The organism is Streptomyces sp. NRRL WC-3742, assembly GCF_000720635.1.
In the GTDB taxonomy this organism is placed as follows: Bacteria; Actinomycetota; Actinomycetes; order Streptomycetales; family Streptomycetaceae; genus Kitasatospora.
On sequence record NZ_JOCF01000033.1, the window covers coordinates 1 to 24,474 of the forward strand.

At 74.5% G+C, this 24,474-nt stretch carries 21 protein-coding genes; 10 read left to right on the forward strand and 11 right to left on the reverse strand.

Features of this window, described 5'->3' with window-relative positions; translation table 11 throughout:
• The 3 genes from IH61_RS0119255 to IH61_RS43010 form a co-directional block, all read left to right on the forward strand.
• Positions 1-286, forward strand: a 286-nt coding sequence (locus tag IH61_RS0119255; RefSeq protein ID WP_031071385.1) for an electron transfer flavoprotein subunit alpha/FixB family protein, incomplete at its 5' end; no start/stop codon positions are given.
• Positions 287-430: 144 nt separating this feature from the next.
• A complete protein-coding gene (locus IH61_RS0119260; RefSeq protein ID WP_031071387.1) occupies positions 431-1,867 on the forward strand; it encodes an acyl-CoA synthetase in 1,437 nt (478 codons plus the stop codon).
• A gap of 239 nt (positions 1,868-2,106) precedes the next feature.
• Positions 2,107-3,000: a C40 family peptidase gene (locus IH61_RS43010; RefSeq protein ID WP_078911234.1), complete on the forward strand. Its 894-nt coding sequence runs from the start codon at positions 2,107-2,109 to the stop codon at positions 2,998-3,000.
• A gap of 38 nt (positions 3,001-3,038) precedes the next feature.
• Here IH61_RS43010 and IH61_RS0119270 read toward each other — a convergent pair whose 3' ends face one another.
• A complete protein-coding gene (locus IH61_RS0119270; RefSeq protein ID WP_031071389.1) occupies positions 3,039-3,956 on the reverse strand; it encodes a PfkB family carbohydrate kinase in 918 nt (305 codons plus the stop codon).
• Positions 3,957-4,353: 397 nt separating this feature from the next.
• Between IH61_RS0119270 and IH61_RS0119275 the strand changes: the two genes are divergently transcribed.
• A complete protein-coding gene (locus IH61_RS0119275) occupies positions 4,354-5,424 on the forward strand; it encodes an NUDIX hydrolase (protein ID WP_037973071.1) in 1,071 nt (356 codons plus the stop codon).
• 57 nt (positions 5,425-5,481) lie between these two features.
• Positions 5,482-6,267, forward strand: a complete 786-nt coding sequence (locus IH61_RS0119280) for a DUF4184 family protein (protein WP_031071391.1) — start codon at positions 5,482-5,484, stop codon at positions 6,265-6,267.
• Between the two features lie 27 nt (positions 6,268-6,294).
• Here IH61_RS0119280 and IH61_RS0119285 read toward each other — a convergent pair whose 3' ends face one another.
• Entirely contained in the window at positions 6,295-7,659 is a 1,365-nt protein-coding gene (locus IH61_RS0119285; protein ID WP_031071392.1) for a dipeptidase, read from the reverse strand.
• A gap of 136 nt (positions 7,660-7,795) precedes the next feature.
• Here IH61_RS0119285 and IH61_RS0119290 point away from each other — a divergent pair, with 136 nt between their 5' ends.
• The gene (locus IH61_RS0119290) at positions 7,796-9,043 is read left to right on the forward strand and encodes a geranylgeranyl reductase family protein (protein ID WP_420713964.1); all 1,248 of its coding nucleotides are present in this window, start codon (positions 7,796-7,798) and stop codon (positions 9,041-9,043) included.
• 75 nt (positions 9,044-9,118) lie between these two features.
• Here the strand turns inward: IH61_RS0119290 and IH61_RS0119295 are convergent, their stop codons facing one another.
• The 3 genes from IH61_RS0119295 to IH61_RS0119305 all read right to left on the reverse strand — a co-directional run bounded on the left by IH61_RS0119295 (position 9,119) and on the right by IH61_RS0119305 (position 12,942).
• Positions 9,119-11,395, reverse strand: a complete 2,277-nt coding sequence (locus tag IH61_RS0119295) for a glycosyl hydrolase family 18 protein (protein ID WP_031071396.1) — start codon at positions 11,393-11,395, stop codon at positions 9,119-9,121.
• Positions 11,396-11,659: 264 nt separating this feature from the next.
• Positions 11,660-12,064, reverse strand: coding sequence for a RidA family protein (locus IH61_RS0119300; protein ID WP_031071397.1), 405 nt, complete (start codon positions 12,062-12,064; stop codon positions 11,660-11,662).
• Positions 12,065-12,123: 59 nt separating this feature from the next.
• Entirely contained in the window at positions 12,124-12,942 is an 819-nt protein-coding gene (locus tag IH61_RS0119305) for an ATP-grasp domain-containing protein (RefSeq protein WP_031071402.1), read from the reverse strand.
• A gap of 176 nt (positions 12,943-13,118) precedes the next feature.
• Between IH61_RS0119305 and IH61_RS0119310 the strand changes: the two genes are divergently transcribed.
• Positions 13,119-13,892, forward strand: a complete 774-nt coding sequence (locus tag IH61_RS0119310; RefSeq protein WP_031071413.1) for an enoyl-CoA hydratase family protein — start codon at positions 13,119-13,121, stop codon at positions 13,890-13,892.
• Between the two features lie 134 nt (positions 13,893-14,026).
• Here IH61_RS0119310 and IH61_RS0119315 read toward each other — a convergent pair whose 3' ends face one another.
• Positions 14,027-14,797 (reverse strand): maleylpyruvate isomerase family mycothiol-dependent enzyme, encoded by a 771-nt coding sequence (locus IH61_RS0119315; RefSeq protein WP_031071415.1) that lies wholly within the window; start codon positions 14,795-14,797, stop codon positions 14,027-14,029.
• 134 nt (positions 14,798-14,931) lie between these two features.
• Between IH61_RS0119315 and IH61_RS0119320 the strand changes: the two genes are divergently transcribed.
• The gene (locus IH61_RS0119320; RefSeq protein WP_037973073.1) at positions 14,932-15,687 is read left to right on the forward strand and encodes an acyltransferase; all 756 of its coding nucleotides are present in this window, start codon (positions 14,932-14,934) and stop codon (positions 15,685-15,687) included.
• 28 nt (positions 15,688-15,715) lie between these two features.
• Here IH61_RS0119320 and IH61_RS43015 read toward each other — a convergent pair whose 3' ends face one another.
• Positions 15,716-16,306 (reverse strand): HutD family protein, encoded by a 591-nt coding sequence (locus IH61_RS43015; RefSeq protein WP_051837452.1) that lies wholly within the window; start codon positions 16,304-16,306, stop codon positions 15,716-15,718.
• A gap of 196 nt (positions 16,307-16,502) precedes the next feature.
• The gene (locus IH61_RS0119330) at positions 16,503-17,795 is read right to left on the reverse strand and encodes an MFS transporter (RefSeq protein ID WP_051837453.1); all 1,293 of its coding nucleotides are present in this window, start codon (positions 17,793-17,795) and stop codon (positions 16,503-16,505) included.
• Between the two features lie 116 nt (positions 17,796-17,911).
• Here IH61_RS0119330 and IH61_RS0119335 point away from each other — a divergent pair, with 116 nt between their 5' ends.
• Together IH61_RS0119335 and IH61_RS0119340 are read left to right on the forward strand one after the other, a co-directional pair.
• Positions 17,912-19,087: an ROK family protein gene (locus tag IH61_RS0119335; RefSeq protein WP_051837462.1), complete on the forward strand. Its 1,176-nt coding sequence runs from the start codon at positions 17,912-17,914 to the stop codon at positions 19,085-19,087.
• Positions 19,088-19,207: 120 nt separating this feature from the next.
• Positions 19,208-20,359, forward strand: coding sequence for a PLP-dependent cysteine synthase family protein (locus IH61_RS0119340; protein ID WP_051837454.1), 1,152 nt, complete (start codon positions 19,208-19,210; stop codon positions 20,357-20,359).
• Between the two features lie 156 nt (positions 20,360-20,515).
• Here IH61_RS0119340 and IH61_RS0119345 read toward each other — a convergent pair whose 3' ends face one another.
• From IH61_RS0119345 to IH61_RS0119355, 3 genes are all read right to left on the reverse strand, one after another.
• Entirely contained in the window at positions 20,516-20,821 is a 306-nt protein-coding gene (locus IH61_RS0119345) for a DUF6191 domain-containing protein (protein WP_031071430.1), read from the reverse strand.
• Positions 20,822-20,874: 53 nt separating this feature from the next.
• Positions 20,875-23,280, reverse strand: coding sequence for a right-handed parallel beta-helix repeat-containing protein (locus tag IH61_RS0119350; RefSeq protein ID WP_031071436.1), 2,406 nt, complete (start codon positions 23,278-23,280; stop codon positions 20,875-20,877).
• Between the two features lie 283 nt (positions 23,281-23,563).
• On the reverse strand, positions 23,564-24,439 hold the full coding sequence (locus tag IH61_RS0119355) for an MOSC domain-containing protein (protein WP_031071438.1): 876 nt from the start codon (positions 24,437-24,439) through the stop codon (positions 23,564-23,566).
• Positions 24,440-24,474: the final 35 nt, after the last annotated feature.

The following is a 24,474-nucleotide window of genomic DNA, read 5'->3' on the forward strand; positions in this document are numbered from 1 at the left end:
CGGCGCGGCCGTCGGTGCCTCGCGCGCGGCCGTCGACGCCGGCTGGTACCCGCACACCAGCCAGGTCGGCCAGACCGGCAAGCAGGTCTCCCCGCAGCTCTACATCGCGGCGGGCATCTCCGGCGCCATCCAGCACCGCGCCGGCATGCAGACCTCGAAGACCATCGTGGCCGTCAACAAGGACCCCGAGGCCCCGATCTTCGAGCTGGTCGACTACGGCGTCGTCGGCGACCTGTTCGCCGTGCTGCCGCAGCTGACCGCCGAGGTGAAGGCCCGTAAGGGCTGATCCCGCAGCACACTGTTTCGGAGGGCGTGGCACCCGGGCGACCGGAGGCCACGCCCTCCGGCGTTCTCCCAGGCGTTCCCGCGCCCGTCGGCGGGCCCCGTAGAGTCGGGCGCGACAGGTGGAGCGAGGGGCGAGGACGGGCGCATGGCACTGCTGACGGCACTTCACGGCGGGTACGGCGACGCGGCGGACGCGCTGCGGGTCGACGGGCGGGCGCTCTCCCGGGAGGCACTGCTCGGCGCGGCGACCGCCGTGGCCGACCGGGTGGCCGGCGCCCCCGCGCTCGCCGTGCTCGCCCGGCCCACCCTCGAGACCGTCGTCGCCGTGGTCGGCGGACTGCTGGCGGGCGTGCCCGTGGTGCCGCTGCCGCCCGACTCCGGGCCCAAGGAGCGCGCGCACATCCTGCGCGACTCCGGCGCGGCGCTGCTCGCGCACGCCGTGGGTGAGTCCGTGCCGCAGGACGGGGTGGACGGCGTCGACGGCGTGGCGGCCCTGCCCGTCGACCCCGCCGAACGCTCCGCCACGAGCCACGCCGAGCCGTCCACCGACGCGACCGGCTTCGTGCTCTACACCTCCGGCACCACCGGCGCCCCCAAGGGCGCCGTGATTCGGCGCGCCGCGATCGCCGCCGACCTGGACGCCCTGGCCGCCGCCTGGCGGTGGACGGCCGAGGACACCCTCGTCCACGGCCTGCCGCTCTTCCACGTCCACGGGCTGCTGCTCGGCGTGCTCGGGGCCCTGCGCACCGGCAGCCGCCTGGTGCACACCGGGCGGCCCACCCCGGCCGGGTACGCGGCGGCGGGCGGCAGCCTGTACTTCGGCGTGCCCACCGTCTGGTCCCGCCTCGCCGCCGACCCCGAGGCGGCCGCCCGGCTGGCCCCGGCCCGGCTGCTCGTCTCCGGCAGCGCGCCGCTGCCCGTGCCGGTGTTCGAGAAGCTGACGGCGCTCACCGGGCACGCGCCGATCGAGCGCTACGGGATGACGGAGTCGCTGATCACCGTCAGCACCCGGGCGGACGGCGAGCGCCGGCCCGGCAGCGTCGGCCTGCCGGTGGAGGGCGTGCGCACCCGGCTGGTCGGCGAGGGCGGCGAGCCCGTGCCGTACGACGGGGAGAGCGTGGGCGAACTGCAGGTCAGCGGGCCGACGCTGTTCAGCGGCTACCTCAACCGGCCGGACGCCGACGCGGAAGCCTGGACGGCGGACGGCTGGTTCCGCACCGGGGACGTCGCCGTGATCGGCGAGGACGGCTTCCACCGGATCGTCGGCCGCGCCTCCGTCGACCTGATCAAGAGCGGCGGCTACCGGATCGGCGCCGGCGAGGTCGAGGCCGCCCTGCGCGACCACCCGGCGGTGGCCGACGCGGCGGTGATCGGCGCGCCGGACGAGGACCTCGGACAGGCGATCGTCGCGTACGTCGTTCCGGAGGGTTCCGTGACGGGGGACCAGCTGACGGCCTTCGTGGCGGAGCGGCTCTCGGTGCACAAGCGGCCCCGGCGGGTGGTGCTGGTGCCCGAACTGCCCAGGAACGCCCTGGGGAAGGTGCTCAAGAAGCAGCTGCTCTCGGAGGACGCCGGGCGGTGACCCGTCGGCGTGTCGGGTGCGCGGTGCCGGCCCTCCGGTGACGGGCCCTCACCCTGATGCGCCGTCGACGCCCACCACCCGAGAACCCTTCCTTTGGCTCACTCCACTGCGCACGGTGAGCGGACGCGTGCCTACCGTGACACGCAGGCCGAGCCCCGACGGGGCGACGCCTCGAGTCCGCAGTCGTTCCCGCAGCCGCTGACACGGCGGCAGATCGCAGCAGTGAGGAAGTCAGCACCATGACCACCGTCAACACCGGCGCACCGGATGCCGCCGGGACCCCTCAGAGTCCCGCCCGCCCGACCGCTCCCTCCGCCCAGGCCCGTCCCTCCCGGGCGGCGAGGGTGCGGCGGGGGATAGGCATGGTGGCCGTGATCGTGGCCGGTGCGGGCGTGATCGGCCTCGGCACGGGCGTGACCCCCGCCGCCGCCGAGCCGGCCCCGGCGCACGCCGGGTGGGACGGCTCCAAGTACTGGTTCAAGAACAGCCAGGGACAGTGGCGCTGGACCACCCACTACGACGTGTACCTGGCGCGCACCAGCGGCGGGTCCGCGAAGTCCACGTCCTCGTCCTCCTCCACGGCCGTGCGCTCCGGCGGCATCACCCAGGGGTGGGACGGCTCCCGGTACTGGTTCAGGAACAGCCAGGGGCAGTGGCGCTGGACCACCCACTACGACGTCTACCTGGCGCGCACCGGGGGCGGCTCCTCCTCCGGCTCCTCGGGCTCCTCCGGCTCGGGCGCGTCGTCCTCGGGCTCGGTGGCCGAGGACCGGGACGTGGAGACGGCCGTGGAGTACGCGCTCGCCCAGCTCGGCAAGCCGTTCCGCACGGGAGGCAACGGGCCTGACGGGTACGACTGCTCGGGCCTGGTGCAGCAGTCCTTCCGCCGCGGCGGCATCGACCTGCCGCGGGTGGCCAACGACCAGTACGCGGCGACCACGCCGATCAGCGCGGGCCAGCTGCGCCGCGGGGACCTGCTGTTCTGGTCGCCGAACGGCACCAAGCGCGGCATCCAGCACGTGGCGATCTACCTGGGCGACAACCAGTACGTCGAGGCCGCGCGGCCCGGGACGCTGATTCGGATCTCGCGGATCAGCAGCGGCTACTACCCGTCGTACATGGGCCGGCCGTAGGCCCGGTCGTCCCGCTCCTGCCCCGGCTCCCGGATCGCTCAGAGGTCGGAGGGCCGGGGGAGGGCGCCGCGGGCACCGAGGGCCGTGACGGCGAAGGTGCCCGCGGCCACGGCCGCGGCGGCCGCCTCGGGCAGGTCGGCGCCCCGGGCGAGCCCGGCGGCGAGCGCTCCGCAGAAGACGTCCCCGGCGCCGGTGGTGTCGACCACCCGGACGGCGGGGGCGGGCAGCAGGAGCGGCGCGCCCCCGGTGGCGACCAGTGCGCCCTCGCTGCCGAGGGTGACCACCACCCCCTCGGTGCGCGGGGCCAGGGCCCGGGCCGCCTCGTGCGTGTTCCCGGCGCCGGTGAGCCGGCGGGCCTCGAGCACGTTCACCACCAGCAGCGGGCGGTGCCCGTCCGGGCCGGTGTCGGGCAGCGGGCCGGCGGGGGCGGCGTTGTGCACCCAGCGGGTGGTGCGGCCCGCCGAGTCCGGGGGCGGAAGGGTTGCCGCGGCGGCGCGCACGCACTCCTCGGGGACCTCGTTGCTGGTCAGCACCACGTCGACGGGCAGCAGGTGGAGGCGCGCCAGGGCGGCTTCGACGTCCTCGGGGGTGAGGTGGGCGTTGGCGCCGGGGAGGACGACGATGCTTCTCTCGCCCGCCGGGTCGACCATCACGATCGCCTGTCCGGTGGGCGCGTCCGGGTGCACGAGCACGGAGCCCGTCTCCACCTGCGCGCCGTGCAGATCGGCGAGCGCCGCCCGGCCCTCCGCGTCGCGTCCGACCCGGGCGACCAGGTGCGTCGCCGCGCCGAGCCGGGCCGCGGCCACCGCCTGGTTGGCGCCCTTGCCGCCGAAGCCGTGGGCGGCCTCGGCCGCGAGCACGGTCTCGCCGGGGGCGGGGAGCACGGGGCAGCGAAGGATGCGGTCGGCGTTGACCGAACCGATGACGATCACACGACCGGCGGGAAGCAGCTTCACGGCTCCTTCGTAGGCGCTGGGGTGCCGGTGGCGCAAGGTGGGGGCGTGGGGGAGGGGCGCATGTGACGGGAGTGCACGCCGGGGCGGGTGTGCGCGAGCGGTGGGGACGGGGTGCAGCTTTGATGCCAGCCGGCCCCGGTGTGCGCACGGCAGGCGTCTGGCCTGGGCACATGCCCCTGTCAAGGGGCGCGCGGAAGCTCGGCGCAGGGTGTGTCGGGGAGGTATGGGGAGCGGCATGGCGCGGGTACCACCACGGGTGGCGCCGGTCGGTGGGCGGGCGCCGCCCGGTGCGACTACGGGCGTAGTCAGACTACGCCGGTCGTGGCACTACTTCCGTAGTGCGACTACCGGTGTAGTTGCAGAACGGCGCCGGGGCGAGTCGAAAGCAGGGGGCCTTGTGATCGTCTGGGTCAATGGCACGTTCGGGGCGGGCAAGACGAGTGCCTGCCGCGAGCTGGTGGAACTGCTGCCCGGGAGCGTGCTCTTCGATCCCGAGCTGGTGGGCTTCGGCCTGCGTCGGATGCTCCCGGCCGACCGGCTGGCGACGGTGTCCGACTTCCAGGACCTCCCGGCCTGGCGCCGGCTGGTCCCCGAGACGGCCGCGGCGCTGCTGGGCGAGGTCGGCGGGCCGCTGATCGTCCCGATGGCGCTGCTCAGGGAGGACTACCGCGACGAGATCTTCGGCGACCTCGCCCAGCACGGCATTGCGGTGCACCACTTCGTGCTGGACCCAGAAGAAACGATCCTGCGAGAGCGCATCGCCAACAGAGAGGAGTGCGCGGACGATCCGCAGGCCAGCGAACGCGTCCGCCAGTGGTGCCTGGACCACCTGCCGCGCTACCGCGCCGCCCGCCGCTGGCTCGTCCAGGACGCCCGGATGATCGACACCGGCGCCCTCACCCCGCGCGAGACCGCGCACCGGATCGTCGACCTCTTCCGCGTCGGCGCCGCGCGCTGCCCGATCGTCCAGAGCCCGGCAGCCACCGGCGACACCGTGGCCTCCGCCGTCCTCTTCTTCGACGAGCAGGACCGGGTGCTCCTCGTCGACCCGGTCTACAAGCCGGACTGGGACTTCCCCGGCGGCGTCGTCGAACGCGGAGAGGCCCCCACGGACGCCGCCCTGCGCGAGACCGCCGAGGAACTGGGCCTGCGCCTGGACCCGTGCCTCCTGCGGCTGCTCGCCGTCGACTGGGAACCGCGGACCGGCCCGCGCCGGGGCGGCCTGCGGCTGATGTACGACGGCGGATTGCTGGACGAGGAGGGCCGGGAGAACCTGCTCCTCCAGCAGGAGGAACTGCGCGGCTGGCGCTTCGTCACCCTCGACGAGGCCGCGGACCTGCTCCCGCCCAGCCGCTACCGCCGACTCGCCGCCGCGCTGGAGGCCCGGCGCTGTGGGGAACTGCGCTACCTGGAGGCGGGCGCGCGGGTCGCCCAGGGGATGGCGGCGCGCACGGCGGACGCGGCCTGACGGGGGCGGCAGGGGCGGGAGGGGCGTTAGGGGCGGCCGGGGCGGCAGGATGGGGGGATGCCGTTCACGTTGAGCCATCCCGCCGCCGTCCTGCCCCTGCTGCGTGTCGCCGGGGAGCGTGGCCCGTTGGTGGCGTCGGCGCTGGTGGCGGGGTCGATGGCGCCCGATGTCCCGTTCTTCGCGGAGTCGTTGCTGCCCGGGGTGTACGGGCACGGCGGGCTGACGCACCGCTGGTGGGCCGTGCCGACGGTGGATGTGGCGATCGCCGCGGCGCTGGTGGCCGGCTGGCACGGCCTGCTGCGGGCGCCGGTGGTCGCGCTGCTGCCGGAGCGGTGGGCCGGCGGTGTCGAGGCGCTGACGGCCCGGCGGCCGGGGGCAGGGGCGGGCGTGGCGTGGTTCGCGGCCTCGGCGGCGATCGGCGCCGCCACCCACGTCGGCTGGGACGCGTTCACCCACGGCGGCCGGCTGGGCGTGCGGCTGCTGCCCGTCCTGGACCGGCGGGTGGCCGGGGTGCCGCTCTACGAGGCCGCGCAGTACGGGAGTTCGGCGCTCGCGCTGGCCGCCATGGGAGGCTGGGCGGCGCGCGCCGTACGGGCCGCGCGCCCCCAGCCGCCCACCGTACGGCTCGCGCCCCGGACGCGGCGGGCTGCCGTCGCGGCGCTGGGCGCGGCGACGGCGGCCGGGGTGGTGCACCGGATCGTCCCGCTGCGGCGCAACCTCGTCCCCGAGGTGTGCTTCGGCGCCGGGGCGGGCCTCGCCGTGGGCGCCGTCGGGTACGCGGCGCTGCTCGCGGCTTCCCGCCGGTGGCGGCGCGGCGGGAAGCCTGCGGGTCAATACACCTAGGACCCTGTCCGGGCGGCGGAGCGTCCGTCAGGCGGAGCGCAGTTCGGCGTAGCGGCGCAGGAAGAGGGCCTCGGTGAGGGCCATGCGCTCCAGTTCGAGCGGGTCGACGCTCTCGTTGACGGCGTGGATCTGGGTGGTCGGCTCCTCGACGCCGATCAGCACGATCTCGGCCTGGGGGTAGAGGGTTTGCAGGGTGTTGCAGAGGGGGATCGAGCCGCCTTCGCCGGAGGCGACCATCGGGGTGCCGAAGGCCGTCCGCATGGCCTCGCCCATCGCCTCGTACGCCGGGCCGGTGGTGTCGGCGAGGAAGGGGGCGCCGTTGCCCTGGCGCTCGATGGTGAGGTGGGCGCCGAGCGGGGTGCGCGCCTCGAGGTGGGCGACGAGGGCCTGCTGGGCGGCGGCCGGGTCGGTGCCCGGCGGGACGCGCAGGCTGACCAGGGCCTTGGCGGCGGCCTGGACGGAGGAGGTGGCGCCGATCACCGGCGGGGCGTCGATGCCGAGGACGGTGACGGAGGGGCGGGCCCAGAGGCGGTCGGCGACGGTGCCGGTGCCGGTCAGGGCGACGCCGTCGAGCACCTTGGCGTCGGCGCGGAACTGCTCGTCCGGGTACTGCACGCCCTCCCAGGTCTGGTCGGCGGCCAGGCCGTCCACGGCGACGTCGCCGTGCTCGTCGTGCAGGGAGGCGAGGATGCGCACCAGGGACTGCAGCGCGTCGGGGGCCGCGCCGCCGAAGGCGCCGGAGTGGAGGTTGCCGGCCAGGGTGGTGACGCCGACCTCGATCGCCGTCATGCCGCGCAGGGAGGCGGTGACGGTGGGCAGGCCGGGGGCGAAGTTGCCGGTGTCGCCGATGACGATGGCGTCGGCGGCGAGCAGCTCGGGGTGGGCCTCCGCGTAGCGCTCCAGGCCGCCGGTGCCCTGCTCCTCCGAGCCCTCGACGATGATCTTCAGGCCGACCGGGTAGGTGTCCCCGTACACCTGGCGCAGCGCCCGCAGGGCCGTCAGGTGCATCAGGATGTTGCCCTTGCAGTCGGCGGCGCCGCGCCCGTACCAGCGGCCGTCGCGCTCGGTCAGCTCGAACGCGGGGCTGAGCCAGGCGGATTCGTCGAGCGGGGGCTGCACGTCGTAGTGCGAGTAGAGCAGGACGGTCGGGGCGCCCTCGGGGCCGGGGAGTTCGGCGTAGACGGACTGCGTGCCGTCCGGGGTGTCGAGGAAGCGGACGCCGGTCAGGCCCTCGGCGGCGAAGGCGTCGGCCACCCAGCGGGCCGCCTTCTCGCACTCCTCGACGGGGAACTGGCGCGGGTCGGCGACCGAGGGGAAGGCGACCAGTTCGGCGAGGTCGGTGCGGGCACGGTCCATCAGGGACCGGACGGCGTCGGCCAGGGGCTGTGACATCGGTGCTCCGTGGGGGCGGGGGCCGCCCTGGGGGTGCGGGCGGGACGGTCGGTCGGGGTACCGACGATCATAGGCGGAGCCCATCCGGCCGGTTCGGGGTGCTGCGGCCACCGCCGGGTCGGACGGACGCATAGGATTGCTGGTCGTGACTGACTCCGGAAGCCCAGATTCCCCCAGCCCGCTCGACGAACCCGCTGCCGAGGCCGAACGGCTGGGCGGCGTCTGGGACGTCGTGGTGGTCGGCGCCGGACCGGCCGGGGCGTCGGCCGCGCACGCCGCCGCCGTCCAGGGCCGCCGGGTGCTGCTGCTCGACAAGGCCGAGCACCCCCGCTACAAGACCTGCGGCGGCGGCATCATCGGCCCCTCCCGGGACAGCCTGCCGCCGGACTTCAAGCTGCCGCTGCAGGACCGGGTGCACGCCGTCACCTTCGCCTACAACGGCCGCTACACCCGCACCCGCCGCAACGAGCGGATGCTGTTCGGCCTGGTCAACCGGGACGAGTTCGACCTGCGCCTGGTGCAGGCGGCCGAGCAGGCGGGTGCGGTGCTCGCCACCGGAGTGACCGTCACGGGCGTGGAGCAGCGCGGCGGCGGGCACCGGACGGCGCTGGTGACGGCGGCGGACGGGCGCGGCTTCGAGGCGCGCGCGGTGGTCGGCGCGGACGGCAGCGCCAGCCGGATCGCCCGGCACGTCGGCGTCACCTTCGACCAGATCGACCTGGGCCTGGAGGCGGAGATCCCGGTGCCGCCGCAGGTCGTCGCCGACTGGGCGGGCCGCATCCACCTCGACTGGGGCCCGCTGCCCGGCAGTTACGGCTGGGTGTTCCCCAAGACCGAGAGCAGCAGCCTGACCGTGGGCGTCATCTCGGCGCGCGGCGACGGGGAGGCGACGAAGCAGTACCTCGCCGACTACATCCGGCGCCTGGGCCTGTCGGGCTTCACCCCGAGCGTGGAGTCCGGGCACCTGACCCGCTGCCGTGCCGAGGACTCGCCGCTGTCGCGCGGCCGGGTGCTGGTCGCCGGGGACGCGGCCGGGCTGCTGGAGCCGTGGACGCGCGAGGGCATCTCGTACGCGCTGCGCTCGGGCCGGCTGGCCGGGGAGTGGGCGGTGCAGGTCGCGGAGGCCGGGGACGCGGAGTCGGTGCGGCGCGAGGCGCTGAACTACTCGTTCGCCGTCAAGGCCGGCCTGGGCGTGGAGATGCGGGCGGGCAAGCAGCTGCTCGGGGCGTTCGAGCGGCGGCCGTACCTGTTCCACGCGGCGGTCTGCCTGGTGCCGGCGGCCTGGCGGGCCTTCGCCCGGGCGACGCAGGGGCACACGACCTTCGCCCAGGTGCTGCGGCAGTACCGGGCGGCCCGCAGGCTGACGGCGACGGCCGCGCGCTGAGGCCGCTCGTTCGGCGGGGCGCCCCCGTCCGTCCTTCCCGGACGGGCGGGGGCGCCTTCTCGTTCTGCGGTGCCGCTACTTGAGGCCGGCGTCGAGGGCGCCCATCAGGGTGCCGGACGGGGTGTCGCCGGACAGTTCCCAGATCATGCCGCCCAGCAGGCCCTTGGACCTGAGGTAGGCGGTCTTCTGGGCGATCGACCAGGCGTCGTCGAAGGTCCACCACTGGCCGCCCGCGCCCGTGTAGCCGTACGTGGACACGGACTTGGGGTCGTGGTAGACGGTCAGGTTGGGGACGCCGGTGATCAGGTTGTTGTAGCCGCGCGTGCCGGCCTCCTCGGCGAACTGGCCGGGCGCCGCGCCGTTCGCGGACTGCCAGGCGCCGTTGGCCCCGGCGTCGCCCGCCGCCACGCCCTGCCAGCCCCGGCCGTAGAACGGGAAGCCGATGGTGAGCTTGCGCGGGTTGACACCGGCGGACAGGTAGGTCTGGACGGCCGCGTCGATGCTGAAGTGGAACGGGTAGGGGTCCTTCGGGTCCTGGTAGAGGTTGCTGGCCTGGCCGGTGCGGTTGGGCTCCCAGGAGTTGTCGCTGCCGGAGCCGTGGAAGTCGTAGCCCTGGACGTTGGCGATGTCCAGGCCCGTGAAGATCCTGCCGAGGTCCCAGCCGGCGGCGACCTTCGCCGGGTCGGCCGGGGTGAAGGCGGTGAGCAGCTTGTGCGAGCCGCCCAACGCGTCGAGCTGCTTGCGGAATTCGGCGATCAGGGCCGTCAGGTTGGCCTTGTCGTTGGGGCTCCAGTGGTTGCCCGCGTGGCCGTCGCCGGAGCCGGGCCACTCCCAGTCGAGGTCGATGCCGTCGAAGATCCCGGCGGCCGTGCCGTCGCCGCCGGCGCCGTTGTAGGCGGGCAGGTTGCCCTTGATCCAGGTGTCCACGCAGGACTTGACGAACTTCTGGCGGGAGGCGTCGGTGGCGGCCACGTCCGAGAAGTACTTGGAGTACGTCCAGCCGCCGAGGGAGACGACCACCTTGAGGTTGGGGTGCTTGGCCTTGAGCTTCTTCAACTGGTTGAAGTTGCCGCGCAGTTTGCCCCAGCCGTCGTCGGCCACGCCGTCCACCGACTGGTCGGCGCTCATCGGCCGGGCGTAGTCGGCGTCGGCGTCACCGGCGCCGGTGCCCTGGTCCGGGTCCTGCGGGTTGGAGGTGGTGCCCCTGGTGACGCCCGCGAGGCAGGTGAGGTTGGTCGGATCGATGTTCTCGAAGGCGTAGTTGATGACGTCGAGCTTGGCGGCGGTGCCCGAGGTCTCGAGGTTCTTGACGAAGAACTGGCGGCCGTAGATGCCCCACTGGACGAAGTAGCCGACGCGGGCGTACTTCCCGGCGCCCACGATGTCGCCGGTGGTGACGGAGAGCGGGGCGGAGGCGGGCGAGGTGTTGTCGGCGGGGTCGCGGGCCTGCACGGTGAACGTGTAGGTGGTGGACGGCGACAGGCTTCCGACGCTCGCCGTCAGCGTGCCGCCCGTGACGGTCGCGACGAGCGTGGCGCCCTGGTAGACGTCGTACGCGGCGACACGGACGTTGTCCGTCGCGGCGTCCCAGGCGAGCGTCACGTCGGAGGAACCGGCCTTCGTGGCACGGAGGTTGGCCGGCGCGGTCGGCGGGACCCGGTCCGAGGACGGGTCGAAGGTGGAGGCCGTGACGGGCGCGCTGACCGGCCCGGTGTTGCCGCGGCTGTCCTTGGCCCGGACGGTCAGCGTGTACGAGGTCGCCGGGGTGAGGCCCGTGACCACGGTGGAGGTGCCGGCGGCGGAGGCCACCACGGCGCCGCCGTTCAGGACGTCGTAGGAGGCGACCGGGAAGTCCCCGCCCTTGGCTGCCGGCCAGCTCAGCGCCAGCGTGTGCGCCGTCGACTCGGTGACCGAGGGAGCACCAGGGGCGCCCGGCGGGACGTCGGGGGTGCCGTCGCACTTGTCGCCGTTGATGTGGCAGTTGAGCGGCGCGGAGACCGGGCCGTTGCCCACGAACCAGAAGCTGTACGGCTCGGTGGTGCTGTGGGCGTTGACGGTCGAGTTGTAGAAGGCGGCGACGGCGGTGACGTGGCTGCCGCTGACCGTGGCGGTGCCGTTGTAGGTGTTGCCCATGGTGACGCCGGAGGGGAGGTCGAACTCCAGCGTCCAGCCGGACACGGCGGCGGCGTTGTCGTTGTGGACGATGTACGTGCCCTGCCACCAGGAGCCGTTGTCGGCGGTGGTGAAGGTGGCGGTCAGCTTGCCGGCGGCGTTCGCGGGGGCCGCGAGCGCGGTCAGCACGGCGAGCGGAAGGAGCAGGACGGAGAGCAGCGCGAGCACTCTGCTGCGCATGCGCGGGCGTCCCGCCCGGGATCGAGCGGACATGGTTCTCCCTGTGGTCGTGGGGGTTGAACAGGGGTGCGTAGAACCGGAGTTGTGGTGCGTTTGCGATCGGTGCCCGCGCCGTGGGGAGACGGGGCATGGGCACTGTAGGAGGACTGGACCAATGCGTCAACAGGTCTGTACCACTGGGCGGTTGAGCGCACAGGGGCCCGGTCTCCCCACGCGGGGAGACCGGGCCCCTGTGGGCTGCGCCTTGGCGGGGCGTTCCGACCGCTACTGCGCGACCACGGCGAACGCCTCGATCTCCATCAGTACATCCGGCCGGAACAGCGCCGACACCTGGACGGCGGAGCTGGCGGGCCGCCGCGAGGTGTCCACGTGCTCGTCGCGCGCCTCGCGGACGGCGGCCAGGTGGGCGATGTCGGTGACGAAGACCGTCAATTTGACGACGTCGTCGAACGTCGCCCCGGCGGCCGCCAGGCAGCGGCGCAGGTTCTCGAAGACCTGCCGCGCCTGGGCCGGCGGATCGCCCGCCCCGACGAGCTCGCCGTTCTCGTCGAATGCGACCTGGCCGGAGACCTGGACGAACCGGCCGCTGCCTGCGACGACCTGGGTGTAGCCCGTCCCGGGGGCGACGCCTGGCGGCTCGGTGATGAAGGTGAGGTGCGAGGTGGTCATGGGGGCGATCATGGGACAGGGGGAGGGCGGCCGCAAGCGCCGAGGTCGTGGCGCGGATCTCAGTCCGTGACTTCGGGCAGCTCGCGCAGGAACGGCCGGTCGCTGGTGCGGAGCGAGGCGGCGGGACCGGCGGAGCGCAGGACCGCGTCGAGTACTCCGGCGGGATCGGCGGCGTAACCTCCGCTCGCCCAGGCGGCGTTGGCCTCCACCACTGCCCAACTCCCCTCCGAGGCCAGGCCGATGTCCACCACGCAGGCGCTCGGCAGCGGCGCGTCCGGGGTGGAGGCGGAGGCGGCCAGCACCTCGCGGGTGAAGGCGAGCACCTCGGAGGTGACGCCGTCGTCCGGGGCGAGCGGGGCGACGGAGAGCTCGCCGTCGACGGCGTAGCGCGAACCGGCGGTGACCTCGCCGTCGAGCACGAACAGCCGGTACTCCCGGCGGAAGTGCACCACCTGGCTCACCAGCACCGGCGTGTCGCCGTCGACCAGCTCCGGGCCGGGCAGGTGGCTGCTGTCCGGGTACACGCGGGCCGCGAACAGCTTGTCCGCCGGGGGCTTGACGAAGGCCGGGCCGCGCAGGCGGCGGGTCTCGTCGAGCGTGCTGAACGCCACCTGCCGCCCGGTCACGGCCAGCGGCAGCCGGGCCAGCCAGTCGGCGGGCGGCTCCAGCAGCGCCAGGTCCAGGGCGCGCCCGACCGCGTCCGCGAAGATCGGCCCGCCGTACAGGTGCACCGGCTCGCCGACCAGCTCCTCGGGCGCCCGCCAGGACGGCGCGGTGAACGCCCTCAGGCCGCGCAGGCCGGCGGCCACGCGCAGCTGGTGGCCCGTCTCGGTGACGCGCGGGGCGAGGAGGAGGACGGCGGGTCCGGTGGTGGTCATGGGGGCGATGGTGCCGTGGGGCGGCGGTGGGCGCCAGTGGGTTCCGGGGCAGGTGGGGGGCGGGCTGCTCTGGTCGAGGGGCGGGTGGGCGTGCCAGAGTCGTGCGGGCGCCGTGCGGGCACCCCGGACGGCGCCAGCGGTCCGACCCACCCTCAGCCGGAAAGCAGGCCACGCCGATGACCAGCGCAGCGCCCCTCGTCCACGTCAGCACCGCCGACGCCGTCACCACCCTGACCCTCGACTCGCCCCACAACCGCAACGCGCTCTCCAGCCGCCTGATGTCCGAGCTGCACGCCGGGCTGGCCGTCGCAGCCGCGAACCGGGACGTGCGGGCGGTCGTGCTCACCCACGTGGGCAAGGTGTTCTGTGCGGGCGCGGACCTCTCCGAGGCGACCGGGGCCGACCCCACGGTCGGGCCGCGCGGGCTGGTCGAGCTGCAGAAGGCGATCGTGGACTGCTCGAAGCCGGTCATCGCCGTGGTCGACGGGCACGCCCGCGCCGGGGGCCTGGGCCTGATCGGCGCGGCGGACCTCGCGATCGCCGGGCCGGCCGCCACCTTCGCCTTCACCGAGGTCCGGCTGGGCCTGGCGCCCGCCGTCATCTCCCTGCCGCTGCGGCCCAAGCTCGACCCGCGCGCGGCCTCGCGCTACTACCTCACGGGCGAGGTGTTCGACGCGGCCGAGGCCGCCCGGATCGGGCTGATCACCCGGGCCGTGGACTCCGCCAACGGTCGGGAGATGGCCCTCAAGGAGCTGCTGGACGCGCTGCGCCAGGGCTCGCCGCAGGGGCTGGCGGAGTCGAAGCGGCTGGCGAACGCCGAGGTGGTGCGCTCCTTCGCGCGGGACGCGGACGAGCTGGTGCAGCTGTCGGCGCGGCTGTTCGGCTCGGAGGAGGCGCAGGAGGGGATGTGCTCGTTCCTGGAGAAGCGGCCGGCGCGCTGGGTGCGCTGAGCGGTTCGTCCCCTTTGTTTCTGTTTGTTCCCGTTTTTGTTCCCGCTCGTCGGGGCGGCGGCACTACGCCGGTAGTGGCACTACGGAAGTAGTGCCACTACCGGCGTAGTTCGGAGCGTCCGGCCTCCGGGCGGTCAGCCGACCTGGGCCTTGGCGCGCCAGAGGTCGAGAAGGCTCTCGTCGCCGTCGAGGCGCACGCGTGCGGGCACTCCGGCGGGCAGGCGGTTCCACAGCAGCAGGTACAGGTCGTGGGCCGGGCCGGTGATCGTGAGCTCGGCCGGCCCGGCGGGGGCCTCCTCGCCGCTGACGACCTCGAGCGGCCCCGGGTTGACGGTCACGTGCCAGGAGGCGAGGCCGTCCGCGTCCTGGATCAGGAGGGTGCGGGGCTCGTCGCTGTGCAGCTGGGAGCGGTCGCGGCGCATGAAGCCGCGCAGCAGTTCGTCCACGCCGTCGAGGGCGAGCGCGGCCTCCACCTCCGGGCCGGGGCGGCCCGCCGCCGCGTCGGCGTCGATCCGGTGGACGGCGGTCTCGTGCGCCTGGCGCCGCGCCCAGAAGGCGAGCGGGCTGGGCGCGGGCAGGAAGGTCCAGCACTCGGTGTCGGCCGGGGCGGTGGCGAGGGTGTCCACCAGGGCGGCGTGGCTCTCGCGGTACCAGTCGAGCAGCGCGGCGTCGGACGGGTCCGGTCCGAACACCTCCCGCTCGCCCGCGTCGTCCAGCCGTTCCTGGAAGCCCCGGGCGGGGTAGGAGGCGGCCCAGAGGTGTACCTGGCCGGTGTGGCGCAGCAGGTCGGCCAGACGCCAGTCGGGGCAGGTGGGGACGGGTGCGGACAGGTCGGTCGCGGCGGCGGCCTCGGCCAGCAGGGCGCCCTCGCGGCGCAGGGCGTCAAGGTGTTCGGTGATCTTCACGGAGGGAGTCTGCCAGGGGACCGCGCGGGTGTTCGCGGGTTTCGGACCTCGGGTGAACGCGGGGGTCCGTCGGGCCGGTGTGATCTTGGCCGCCCGGCCTCCGGGCCGACGCTACGGGCCGGTAGCGTGAGCGCATGCCGATAACCCGTTCCCTCCTCTCTGCCGTCCGGACCGGCGGTCGCCGGGCCGCCGGGCGCCTCGTCCACCGGGGCTGGCGCTGGGTGCAGCGGACGGGGGCGGTCACCAACCGGAACCCGGGCCCGTACCGGTTCGGGGAGTTGGGGGACGGCACGACGCTCGCCTTCCCGCTCGGGGCGGTGTTCAACGAGCAGTGGATCACCATCGGGCCGTTCTCGATCATCGGCGAGCGTGTCACGATCAGCGCGGGCTTCCTGCCCGGCCTCGACCTCGGGCCCGAACCGATCGTGCGGATCGGCGGCGGCTGCGTGATCGGCCGGGACAGCCACATCGTCGGGCACCAGTCGATCGTGCTCGGCGACGACGTGTGGACCGGGCCCGGCGTCTACATCTCCGACCAGGCGCACGAGTACCGCGCGACGGACCTGCCCATCGGCAAGCAGTGGCCGCGCAACGAGCCCGTGGAGATCGGCGCGGGCAGCTGGATCGGCACCGGCGCGGTGATCCTGCCGGGGGCGCGGATCGGGCGCAACGTGGTCGTCGCGGCCGGCGCGGTGGTGCGCGGCGAGGTGCCCGACCACTGCGTGGTCGCCGGGGCGCCCGCCAAGGTGGTGCGCCGCTGGACGGAGGAGGACGGCTGGCAGCCGCCGTTCCGCCACGACCCGCCGCAGCCGGTGCCGGACGGGGTGACGGCGGAGCAGCTGCGCGCCCTGGTCGGATGGGACCTGCGGCTGCCGGGGGAGCAGGGCTGAGTTCGGTTCCCCTGCGGGGGCGGGGAGTTCAGCTGGACGGGTGGAAGGTGACGACCGCGACTGCGGCAGCGGCGGTGGCAGCGGCGTCGGGCCGCAGGCCGTACGGGCCGGGCGCGGTGAGCAACGCGGCGTCGTAGCAGGCGAGTTCGGTCCCGTCCAGGCGGGCGGTACCGGCCAGGCAGACGAGCAGCGTGGTGCCGCCCGTCGGGACGTGGACGTCGGCGGGCGCGGTGGCGATGTCGACGGATGCCTCGACCCGGCCGCGGCGCGTCATCACGTTGAAGTCGACCACCGGGCCGCCCAGCAGTCGGCAGTCCGTGGAGGCGTCGCCGGGGAAGGCGAAGGGCCGGTACGGGGTGTCGATTGACTGCTCGGCGCCGTCCACGGTGAGGACCATCCCGGCGCCCTCGACCAGGGTGATCACCCGGTCGATGCCGGGGAACACGGAGAACGGCCCGGCGGAGGCGACGTCCGCGAGGCTGACCCGCCAGTCGAAGGCGTCCAGCCCGGCCCCGACCGGGAAACCGGCGACCTCCCTGGTCACCCCGCCGCCGTTGAGCCACGCGGTGGCGGGGCGCTCGCCGGCCCGCAGTACCTGGATGCGTCCGCTGGTCGTCATGGGGCCGCATCCTGCCACAGCGGGAGGCGGGGGCGGGGAGCGGCCGACGGATGTAGGCGAACAGATGACGAAAACTGCCAGCTGACATCTGTTCGCTGAAACTCGTCACCTGTCACCTGTCACCTGCCATCTGTCACCTGCCATCTGTCACCTGCCATCGGTCGGCCGCCAGCCGCCAGCCGCCAGCCGCCAGCCGTCACCCGCGCTCCGGCAGCCGCTCGCTGCTCGCCACCGTCGTGGTGCCGCCGCCCGTGTGCCGCCTCGTCACCAGCGGCAGCAGCGCGGCCGCCGAGGCCGCGACCGCGACGGTGGTCAGGGCCAGCGGCAGCCCGATCGCGTCCGCGAGGAAACCGATCACCACCGGCCCGATCAGCATCCCGCCGTACCCGAGCGTCGAGGCGAGCGCGACGCCCTGCGGGCCGCCCGCCACCCCGGCCTGGGCGATGGCGAGCGGGAAGAGGTTCGCAAGCCCGAGGCCCACCAGCACGAACCCGCCGATCGCCGCCGTCACCGCCGGTGCCAGGGCGGCGATCAGCATCCCCGCGCCCGCGAGCGCCCCGCCGAGCAGCATCACCCGGTTCTGGCCGAGCCGGATGGACAGCCAGGTGCCGCAGAACCGCCCGGTGGTCATCGCGAAGGCGTACGCGGCGTACCCGACCGCCGCCGTCCCGGCGCCCGCGTGCACGTCGTCGGTGAGGTGCAGGGTGGTCCAGTCCGCGACCGCGCCCTCGCCGTACGCGGTGCACAGCGCCGTGAGCCCGAACAGCAGCACCAGCAGCCGAAGGTGCCCGGCCTTCGGGCGCGGGCCCGCTCCCGTACGTCCGCCCGACCGCTCCGGGGCGATCATCGGGGCCGCCGGGCTGCGCAGCAGGACGACGCCCGCGCCCGCCGTCACCGCCAGCCCGAGCAGTCCGCTGCTCGCCAGTGCCCAGGCGGCGCTGAGCCGCCCCGCGAGCAGTCCGCCGAGCCCCGCGCCGAGGAGCCCGCCGAGGCTGTACCCGGCGTGGAAGCTCGGCATGACGGGCCGGCGCAGCTGCGCGACCAGGTCGACGGCGGCGCTGTTCATCGCGACGTTGGCGCCGCCGTACCCGGCGCCGAAGAGCAGGAGCACCGCGCCGAGCGCGGTGACGGAGTGGGTGTGCGCGGGCAGCGGCACCGCGAGGCTGAGGAGGGTGAGCGAGCCGACCGTGACCGGGCGCGAGCCGTACCGTAGGCAGAGCCGTCCGACGAGGGGCATGGTCAGGACGGCGCCGATGGACAGGCAGAGCAGGGCGAGCCCGAGCGCGCTGTGCGAGGCGTTGACCTGGCTGCGGACGTCGGGGATGCGGACGACCCAGGCGGCGAAGAGGAACCCGTCGACGGCGAAGATGACGGTGAGCGCGAGACGTGCGGCGCTCCAGGGGCTGTCGGTGGCGGGGGTCGGGCTGAGAGACTGGGGTGAGGGTTTACCGGGTCGGGCGAACGATTGAATTTTGTTTCGAAGCGGCACAAAGTCACAATAGGGTCGTGCAGCTCTCACCTTCAAGCCCTCGGCCCAGCGCCGCGACCGGACCCGACGCCCAGCGCGACGCCCACCGCCGCGCGGCCCCCGACCGCGGGCGGACGCTGCTCGGCCCCGCGCTCTCGCTCATCCACACCGGCCAGGCGCCGACCCGCTCGGCGCTCACCCGCGCGCTGGACGTCACCCGGGCCACCGCCGGCGCCGTCACCGCCGAACTCGAGGCGCTCGGGCTGATCACCGTCGACTCCCGCCCGGCCGGAGGAGGGCGCGGACGCCCCTCGCACCGGCTGGCGATCGACCCCGAGGGCCCGGTCATCGTCGCCGGACAGATCCACGCCGACGGACTGAGCGCCACCCTCGCGGGCCTCGGCGGACTGCTCGACCCGCCCGTCCACCTGCCGCTGCCCGCCGCCACCGACCCGGTGCGGATGCTGCGCGCCGTCGCCCAGGCGGGCGCCGAACTCGCCCGCGCCTCCAGCCGCCGCTGCCTGGGCGCGGCCCTCGCGCTGGCCAACCCGGTCACCGAACCGGACGGCACCGCGCTCGCCGCCCTGCACTTCGCCTGGCCCAGCGGCACGCCGGTCGCCGACCTGTACGACGTGGAGGTCGGCCGCGCCGACCACGGCCCGAACGCGCTGAACCCGCTGCCCACGGCCCTGGCCAACGACGCCAACCTGGCCGCCCTCGCCGAGTACCGCCACGGCGCCGGGCGCGGCGCGCGGCACCTGCTCCTCGTCACCTCCGGCCACCGCGGCGTCGGTGGCGCGCTGGTGATCGACGGGCGGCTCCACACCGGCAGCGCCGGGCTGGCCCTGGAGGTCGGCCACCTCACCGTCGACCCGCAGGGCCGCCCCTGCATGTGCGGCAACCGCGGCTGCCTCAACTCCGAGACCGACCCGGACGCCCTGTTCGCCGCCGCCGGCCTCACCCCCGAACCGGGCCGCCCGCTGCTCGACCAGGCCCGCGAACTCTGCCGGGCCGCCGCCACCGACGAGCGGGCGCGCGCGGCGGTCGAGCACGTCATCGACCGCCTCGGGCTCGGCCTGGCCGGCGTCGCCAACATCCTCAACCCCGACCGTGTGGTCCTCAGCGGCCTCCACCTCGACCTGCTCGAGGCCGCCCCCGAGCGGCTGCGCGCGGTCGTCGCCGAGCGCTGCCTGTGGGGGCGCAGCGGCCGGGTGCCGATCGTCGGCGCGGAACTGGCCCACAGCGCGCTGGCCGGCGCGGCCGAGCTGGGCTGGCGGCCGTACCTCGCGGACCCGCAGTCGGTTCAGGCGTAGAACCCGGGTGCAGGTCCGGGGAGGCGATAAGCGGAAGCTGGACCGACGAAAACGGTCACTTATCGTGACTCTCGTACACTCGTAGTGAGCAATGGGGGGAGTCGACGAGGGAGAGTGACCATGAGCACGCAGCCGGGTGGCCAGCACGGTACGGACGGCGGGGCGGTCGGCCTGGAGCCGACCGTCGACGTCGACCGCACCGACCCGCAGTACCGGGCCTGGCTCAAGGAGGCCGTGCGCAAGGTCCAGGCCGACGCCAACCGCTCCGCCGACACCCACCTGCTGCGCTTCCCGCTGCCGCCGGAGTGGGGCATCGACCTCTACCTCAAGGACGAGTCCACCCACCCGACCGGGTCGCTCAAGCACCGCCTCGCCCGCTCGCTGTTCCTCTACGGGCTCTGCAACGGCTGGATCCGGCCGGGCAAGCCGGTGATCGAGGCGTCCAGCGGCTCGACGGCCGTCTCCGAGGCGTACTTCGCGCAGCTCATCGGGGTGCCGTTCATCGCCGTCATGGCCAAGAGCACCAGCCAGGCCAAGATCGACCTGATCGAGTTCCACGGCGGCGAATGCCACCTGGTCGAGCGCTCCGGCGAGGTGTACGAGGCGTCCGCCAAGCTCGCCGAGGAGACCGGCGGGCACTACATGGACCAGTTCACCTACGCCGAGCGGGCCACCGACTGGCGCGGAAACAACAACATCGCCGAGTCGGTCTTCGCCCAGCTGCGCCTGGAGCCGCACCCCGAACCGGCCTGGATCGTGGCCACGGCGGGCACGGGCGGCACCTCGGCGACCATCGCCCGATACGTGCACTACATGCAGTACGACACCCGGATCTGCGTCGCGGACCCGGAGAACTCCTGCTTCTTCGACGGCTGGGTGCGCCACGACCCGGAGTCGGTCTGCGAGAGCGGCTCGAGGATCGAGGGCATCGGCCGGCCCCGGATGGAGCCCAGCTTCGTGCCGGGCGCCGTCGACCGGATGATGAAGGTGCCCGACGCCGCCTCGATCGCGGCGGTCCGGGTGCTGGAGCAGGTGCTCGGCAAGAAGGCGGGCGCCTCGACGGGCACGGGCCTGTGGGGCGCGCTGCGCATCGTCGCCGAGATGCGGACGCAGGGGCGCAGGGGCAGCGTGGTCACCCTGATCTGCGACCCGGGGGACCGCTACCTCGACAAGTACTACTCGGACGACTGGCTGGCCGGCGAGCGGATCGACATCGCGCCGTACCGGGCGGCCCTGGAGTCCTTCCTGGCAGGCGGCGCCTGGACGGGCTGACGGCGAACAGCGGACGGCGGCTGGCGGACGGCTGACAGCGAACAGCTGACGGCGGACAGAAAACAGATGACGGATGACAGCTGACGGATGTTGAAATCCGTCAGCTGTCATCCGTTCGCTGTCGGCTGTCGGCTGTCGATTGTCAGCTGTCCGCCGTCACCCGCCCGCCGGCCGCCGGATCACGACCCGCCCCGCGTCGAGGTCGACGCCCGTGCGCTTCGGCGCCCCGTCGTGCTCGTCGTCGCGCAGCACCAGCTCGATCCGGCGCTGCTCCAACTGCACGCGCTTGCCGGGGTAGAGCAGCGCGTGCATCTCCTCCGTCGCCATCGCGCCCGCCCCGCGCGGGGCGCCCGCCGCACCGCGGCCGCGCAGGCGGCGCGCCACGCCGGCGAGGAAGAACAGCACCACCAGCCCGGCCGGCAGCAGCAGTCCGCCCGCGGCTCCCGTCAACAGCATGCCCATGTCCGGCCCAACGCTCCTGCGGTGGCCGCGAGTTCCCGGGCCGCGCCCCGCCGTCAGCGCAGCGGTACGACCGGCAGGTCCTGCGGGACGAGCAGCTGCAGCTCCTCCGTCGACGGGTCGGCCAGGTGGGCGACGCGGACGGCGTGGCGCTCGACCATGGTCTCGAACACCTGCCGCGCCGTGCGCCCGTTGCCGAAGTTGGGGCCGCGCTCCAGGCCGCCGAAGTGGTCGAGCAGGGCCAGCGCGGCGGCTTCCGTGAGTGCGTACTCGTGTTCCGCGCACTGGGCCCTGGCGATCTCCAGCAGTTCGTCGGCCGTGTAGTCCGGGAAGCTGATGGTGCGGGAGAAGCGCGAGGAGACACCGGGGTTGGCGGAGAGGAAGCGTTCCATCTCGGCGGTGTAGCCGGCGACGATGACGACCACCTCGTCGCGGTGGTCCTCCATCAGCTTGACCAGGGTGTCGATCGCCTCCCGCCCGAAGTCCCGGGCGCCGTCCTCGGGGGCGAGGGCGTACGCCTCGTCGATGAAGAGCACCCCGCCGCGGGCCCGGTCGAAGGCGGCGGCGGTGCGGATCGCGGTGGAGCCGATGTGCTCGCCGACGAGGTCGACGCGGGCGACCTCGACCAGGTGCCCGCGCTGGAGGACCCCGAGGGAGGCGAGGATCTCCCCGTACAGCCGGGCGACGGTGGTCTTGCCCGTGCCGGGGGCGCCGGTGAAGACCAGGTGGCGGCGCAGCGAGGGCGCCTTGAGCCCGGCCTGGCGGCGCCTGCGCCCCACCGAGATCAGGTCGATCAGGGTGCGCACCTCCTGCTTGACGGTGGCGAGCCCGACGAGCGTGTCCAGTTCGGCGAGCGCCTCGTCGGCCGGGCGGCAGTCGGGGATCGGCGCGATCGCCGCCGTTGCGAGGGCGGGCGCCGAGAGGGCCAAGGGCGCCGCAGTGGCGGTGAGTTGGGCGGTCCGGGGCGCCGGGAGGTCGCCGCCGGAGGGCAGGACGTCGTCGGAGGTGCAGCCCTCCGCGACCGGCCCGGGCTCGGAGAACTCGAACCCGGCCCGCTCGTTCTGCTCGGCCCGGCACCGGGTGAGCTGGGTGCGGCAGCCGTCGATGATGTGGAACCCGAAGCCCTTGCCGTGCGAGACCCGGCACTCCTCGAAGGTGCCCCGCCCCTGCGCCGAGACGTACACCCCGGCGTCGGTGCTGGCCCGGACGGTGCAGTCGCGCAGCACCGGGTCGGCGCCCTTGGTGACGATCACCCCGGTGGCCACGTCGGAGATCTCGCAGCCGGTGAGCAGCCCGCCGCTGCCGTGGTCGCGGAACCAGAGCCCGGTGCCCGCCTCCTGGACCCGGCAGCCGCTGAGGTTGACGTTCGCGCCGCCGCTGACGGAGACGGCCGAGCTGCGAATGCGGCTGAAGGAGCAGCCCTCGGCGGTGGCGGCGGAGTCCCGGTCGAGGACGAAGAGGGCGTCGGGAAGGTCGTGCAGCGAGCAGTCGGTGAGGGTCAGCCGCGCGCCGTCGCTGACCCACAGCGCCGGGTACTCGCCGGTGGAGCCGTGGATCTTGCAGGACTCGGCGACGGCCTCGGTGCCCTGGTCCCAGACGGACAGCGCGCCGCGCCCGAAGTCGCGCACGGTGGTGTTGGCGAGGGTGAGCCGGGAGCGCCCGCGCAGGTCGGCGGCGTTCTCGGGCACGTCGTGGATGCGGCAGCCGGTGAGGGAGAGCACGGCCTCGCCGTCCAGGGTGAGCCCGTTGCCGGTGACGCGGTGGATCTCGCAGTCGATGAGCCGCCCGCCGGCCTGGGCGTCGGCCTGCACGCCGCTGCCGCGGATCTCGTAGATCTCGCAGCCGGTCAGTTCGGCGGCGCTGCCCGGGTCGGAGAGCAGGACCCCGGCGCCGGAGGCGTGGTGGAGGCGGCAGCGGTCGAGGACGGCGGTGGCGCCGCCGAGGACGGCGAGCCCGGCCTGCCCGGCGGCGGCCACCTCGCAGTCCTCGAAGGCGGCGGCGGTGCCCTCGCCGCGCAGCCGCAGGCCCAGGCCCGCGGGGTTTGCGACGACGCAGCCGCGCAGGGTCGGCCGGGCGCCGTCGGTGATCTCGACGCCGGTGGCGGAGCGGGTCTCGATCCGGCAGCCGCCGAGGGAGGGTGTGGCGTCGGGCCCGGTGACGAGGACGGCGGGCGCGGAGCTGTCGCCGGCCTCGATCACCAGGTCGCGGACGGTGGCGGCGGCGGTGACGGTGAGCGCGACCCCGGCGGCCGGCTCGATCCGTACGGTGCCCGGGCCCTGCGCGGGGACGATCGTCACCGGCTTGTCCAGCACCACGTTCTCCCGGAACGTGCCCGGCCGGACGGTCACGGTGTCGCCCGCCTCGGCGGCCGCCAGCGCCTCCGCGAGGGTGTCGTACTCGCCCGCGCGGCGACGCCAGCGGGATGCGCTGTCCTGGGTGACCCTGACCCTGTGCTCAGCCATGACGGTCTGTCGTCCCCACCTTCGTCGTGCCGGCGTCCAACGGGCCGTACGCGCGGGGCTGCGCGGGCCGTCCGCCCACCGTAGCGCGCCCGGATGAGTGCTCCGCCCGTGCGCCGACGCGCGCACACCTCCGGCACACGGCCCGGCCACGGGTTGCGACCCTGGACCGACCGGCGAACGGGGGGCCGCGCGCCGACCCCCGTTCGCCGGTCGGTCCTGTTTCAACGAGCGCGCACGCCCCGGGTTCCGGACCGGCGGGGGCGCCCGGGGCTCGCGGGAGGGGTCAGCGCCCGTCGGCGGGCCAGTGCGCCCCGTCCTCCAGCACCTCGACGTCGTCGCCCAGGCGCAGGGTGCCGAGCACGTCGCCCTCGACGCCGGCCGGGCGTTCGGGGATCAGGTTCTGCCCGAACGCGGCCTTGCGCAGCAGCCGGTGGTGCCGGGCGAGGGTGCGCAGCGGCTCCTTGCCGCCGCGCTCGCCGGTCTCCTGGTCGGTGGTGGTGACGACGCAGCGGCCGCAGGGCTTGACCACCTTGAAGGTCAGCTCGCCGATGCGCACGCGCCGCCAGCCGTCCTCGGCCCACGCCTCGGCGCCGGAGACGACGACGCTGGGGCGGAAGCGGGTCATCGGCAGCTGCTCGTACTCCTCGGGGTGCTCGGCGGCGATGAGTTCGTTGAGCCGGTCCAGGGAGGCGGTGGTGGTGAGCAGCAGCGGGAAGCCGTCGGCCATGGAGACGGTGTCGCCGGGCTCGCTGTACTCGGGATCGACGGGCCGGGCGCGCGGGTCGTCGAGGTGCACGAGGCGGTAGTCGCCGAGGTGTTCGGCGATCCACCGGTGCGCCTCCTTCGCGGCCTCGGTGGCGCGGAAGCGGGTGCCCCAGACCTCGACGTCGGCGACGGGGTCGCCGGCCGCGGGGGTGGGGGCGGCGATCTCGATCCGGGAGCCGTCGGGGGCGGTGAGGGCGAGGGCTCCGCCGGGCAGCAGGCCGGGGCGGATCTGGCCGAGGGCGGCGTCCTCGCGCTGGCTGACGAAGCGTCCGGTGGCGTCGGCGAGCATCCAGCGACGGTCTCCGGCCAGGCCCCAGGGCTGGACCTCTGCGGTCTCGGGGCTCAGGCGGTACATCGACTTGACGGGGTAGACGTGGAGTCCGGTGAGCTGCATCCCTCCATCCTGCCAGGCCGCCGGTCAGGGGCATC

Excerpts from the sequence above, each read along its gene's own strand:
- IH61_RS0119260 (WP_031071387.1), top strand. The coding sequence starts at position 431 with ATGGCACTGCTGACGGCACTTCACGGCGGGTACGGCGACGCGGCGGAC.
- IH61_RS43010 (WP_078911234.1), top strand. The coding sequence starts at position 2,107 with ATGACCACCGTCAACACCGGCGCACCGGATGCCGCCGGGACCCCTCAG.
- IH61_RS0119280 (WP_031071391.1), top strand. The coding sequence starts at position 5,482 with ATGCCGTTCACGTTGAGCCATCCCGCCGCCGTCCTGCCCCTGCTGCGT.
- IH61_RS0119285 (WP_031071392.1), bottom strand. The coding sequence starts at position 7,659 with ATGTCACAGCCCCTGGCCGACGCCGTCCGGTCCCTGATGGACCGTGCC.
- IH61_RS0119295 (WP_031071396.1), bottom strand. The coding sequence starts at position 11,395 with ATGCGCAGCAGAGTGCTCGCGCTGCTCTCCGTCCTGCTCCTTCCGCTC.
- IH61_RS0119300 (WP_031071397.1), bottom strand. The coding sequence starts at position 12,064 with ATGACCACCTCGCACCTCACCTTCATCACCGAGCCGCCAGGCGTCGCC.
- IH61_RS0119305 (WP_031071402.1), bottom strand. The coding sequence starts at position 12,942 with ATGACCACCACCGGACCCGCCGTCCTCCTCCTCGCCCCGCGCGTCACC.
- IH61_RS0119310 (WP_031071413.1), top strand. The coding sequence starts at position 13,119 with ATGACCAGCGCAGCGCCCCTCGTCCACGTCAGCACCGCCGACGCCGTC.
- IH61_RS0119320 (WP_037973073.1), top strand. The coding sequence starts at position 14,932 with ATGCCGATAACCCGTTCCCTCCTCTCTGCCGTCCGGACCGGCGGTCGC.
- IH61_RS43015 (WP_051837452.1), bottom strand. The coding sequence starts at position 16,306 with ATGACGACCAGCGGACGCATCCAGGTACTGCGGGCCGGCGAGCGCCCC.
- IH61_RS0119340 (WP_051837454.1), top strand. The coding sequence starts at position 19,208 with ATGAGCACGCAGCCGGGTGGCCAGCACGGTACGGACGGCGGGGCGGTC.
- IH61_RS0119345 (WP_031071430.1), bottom strand. The coding sequence starts at position 20,821 with ATGGGCATGCTGTTGACGGGAGCCGCGGGCGGACTGCTGCTGCCGGCC.
- IH61_RS0119350 (WP_031071436.1), bottom strand. The coding sequence starts at position 23,280 with ATGGCTGAGCACAGGGTCAGGGTCACCCAGGACAGCGCATCCCGCTGG.
- IH61_RS0119355 (WP_031071438.1), bottom strand. The coding sequence starts at position 24,439 with ATGCAGCTCACCGGACTCCACGTCTACCCCGTCAAGTCGATGTACCGC.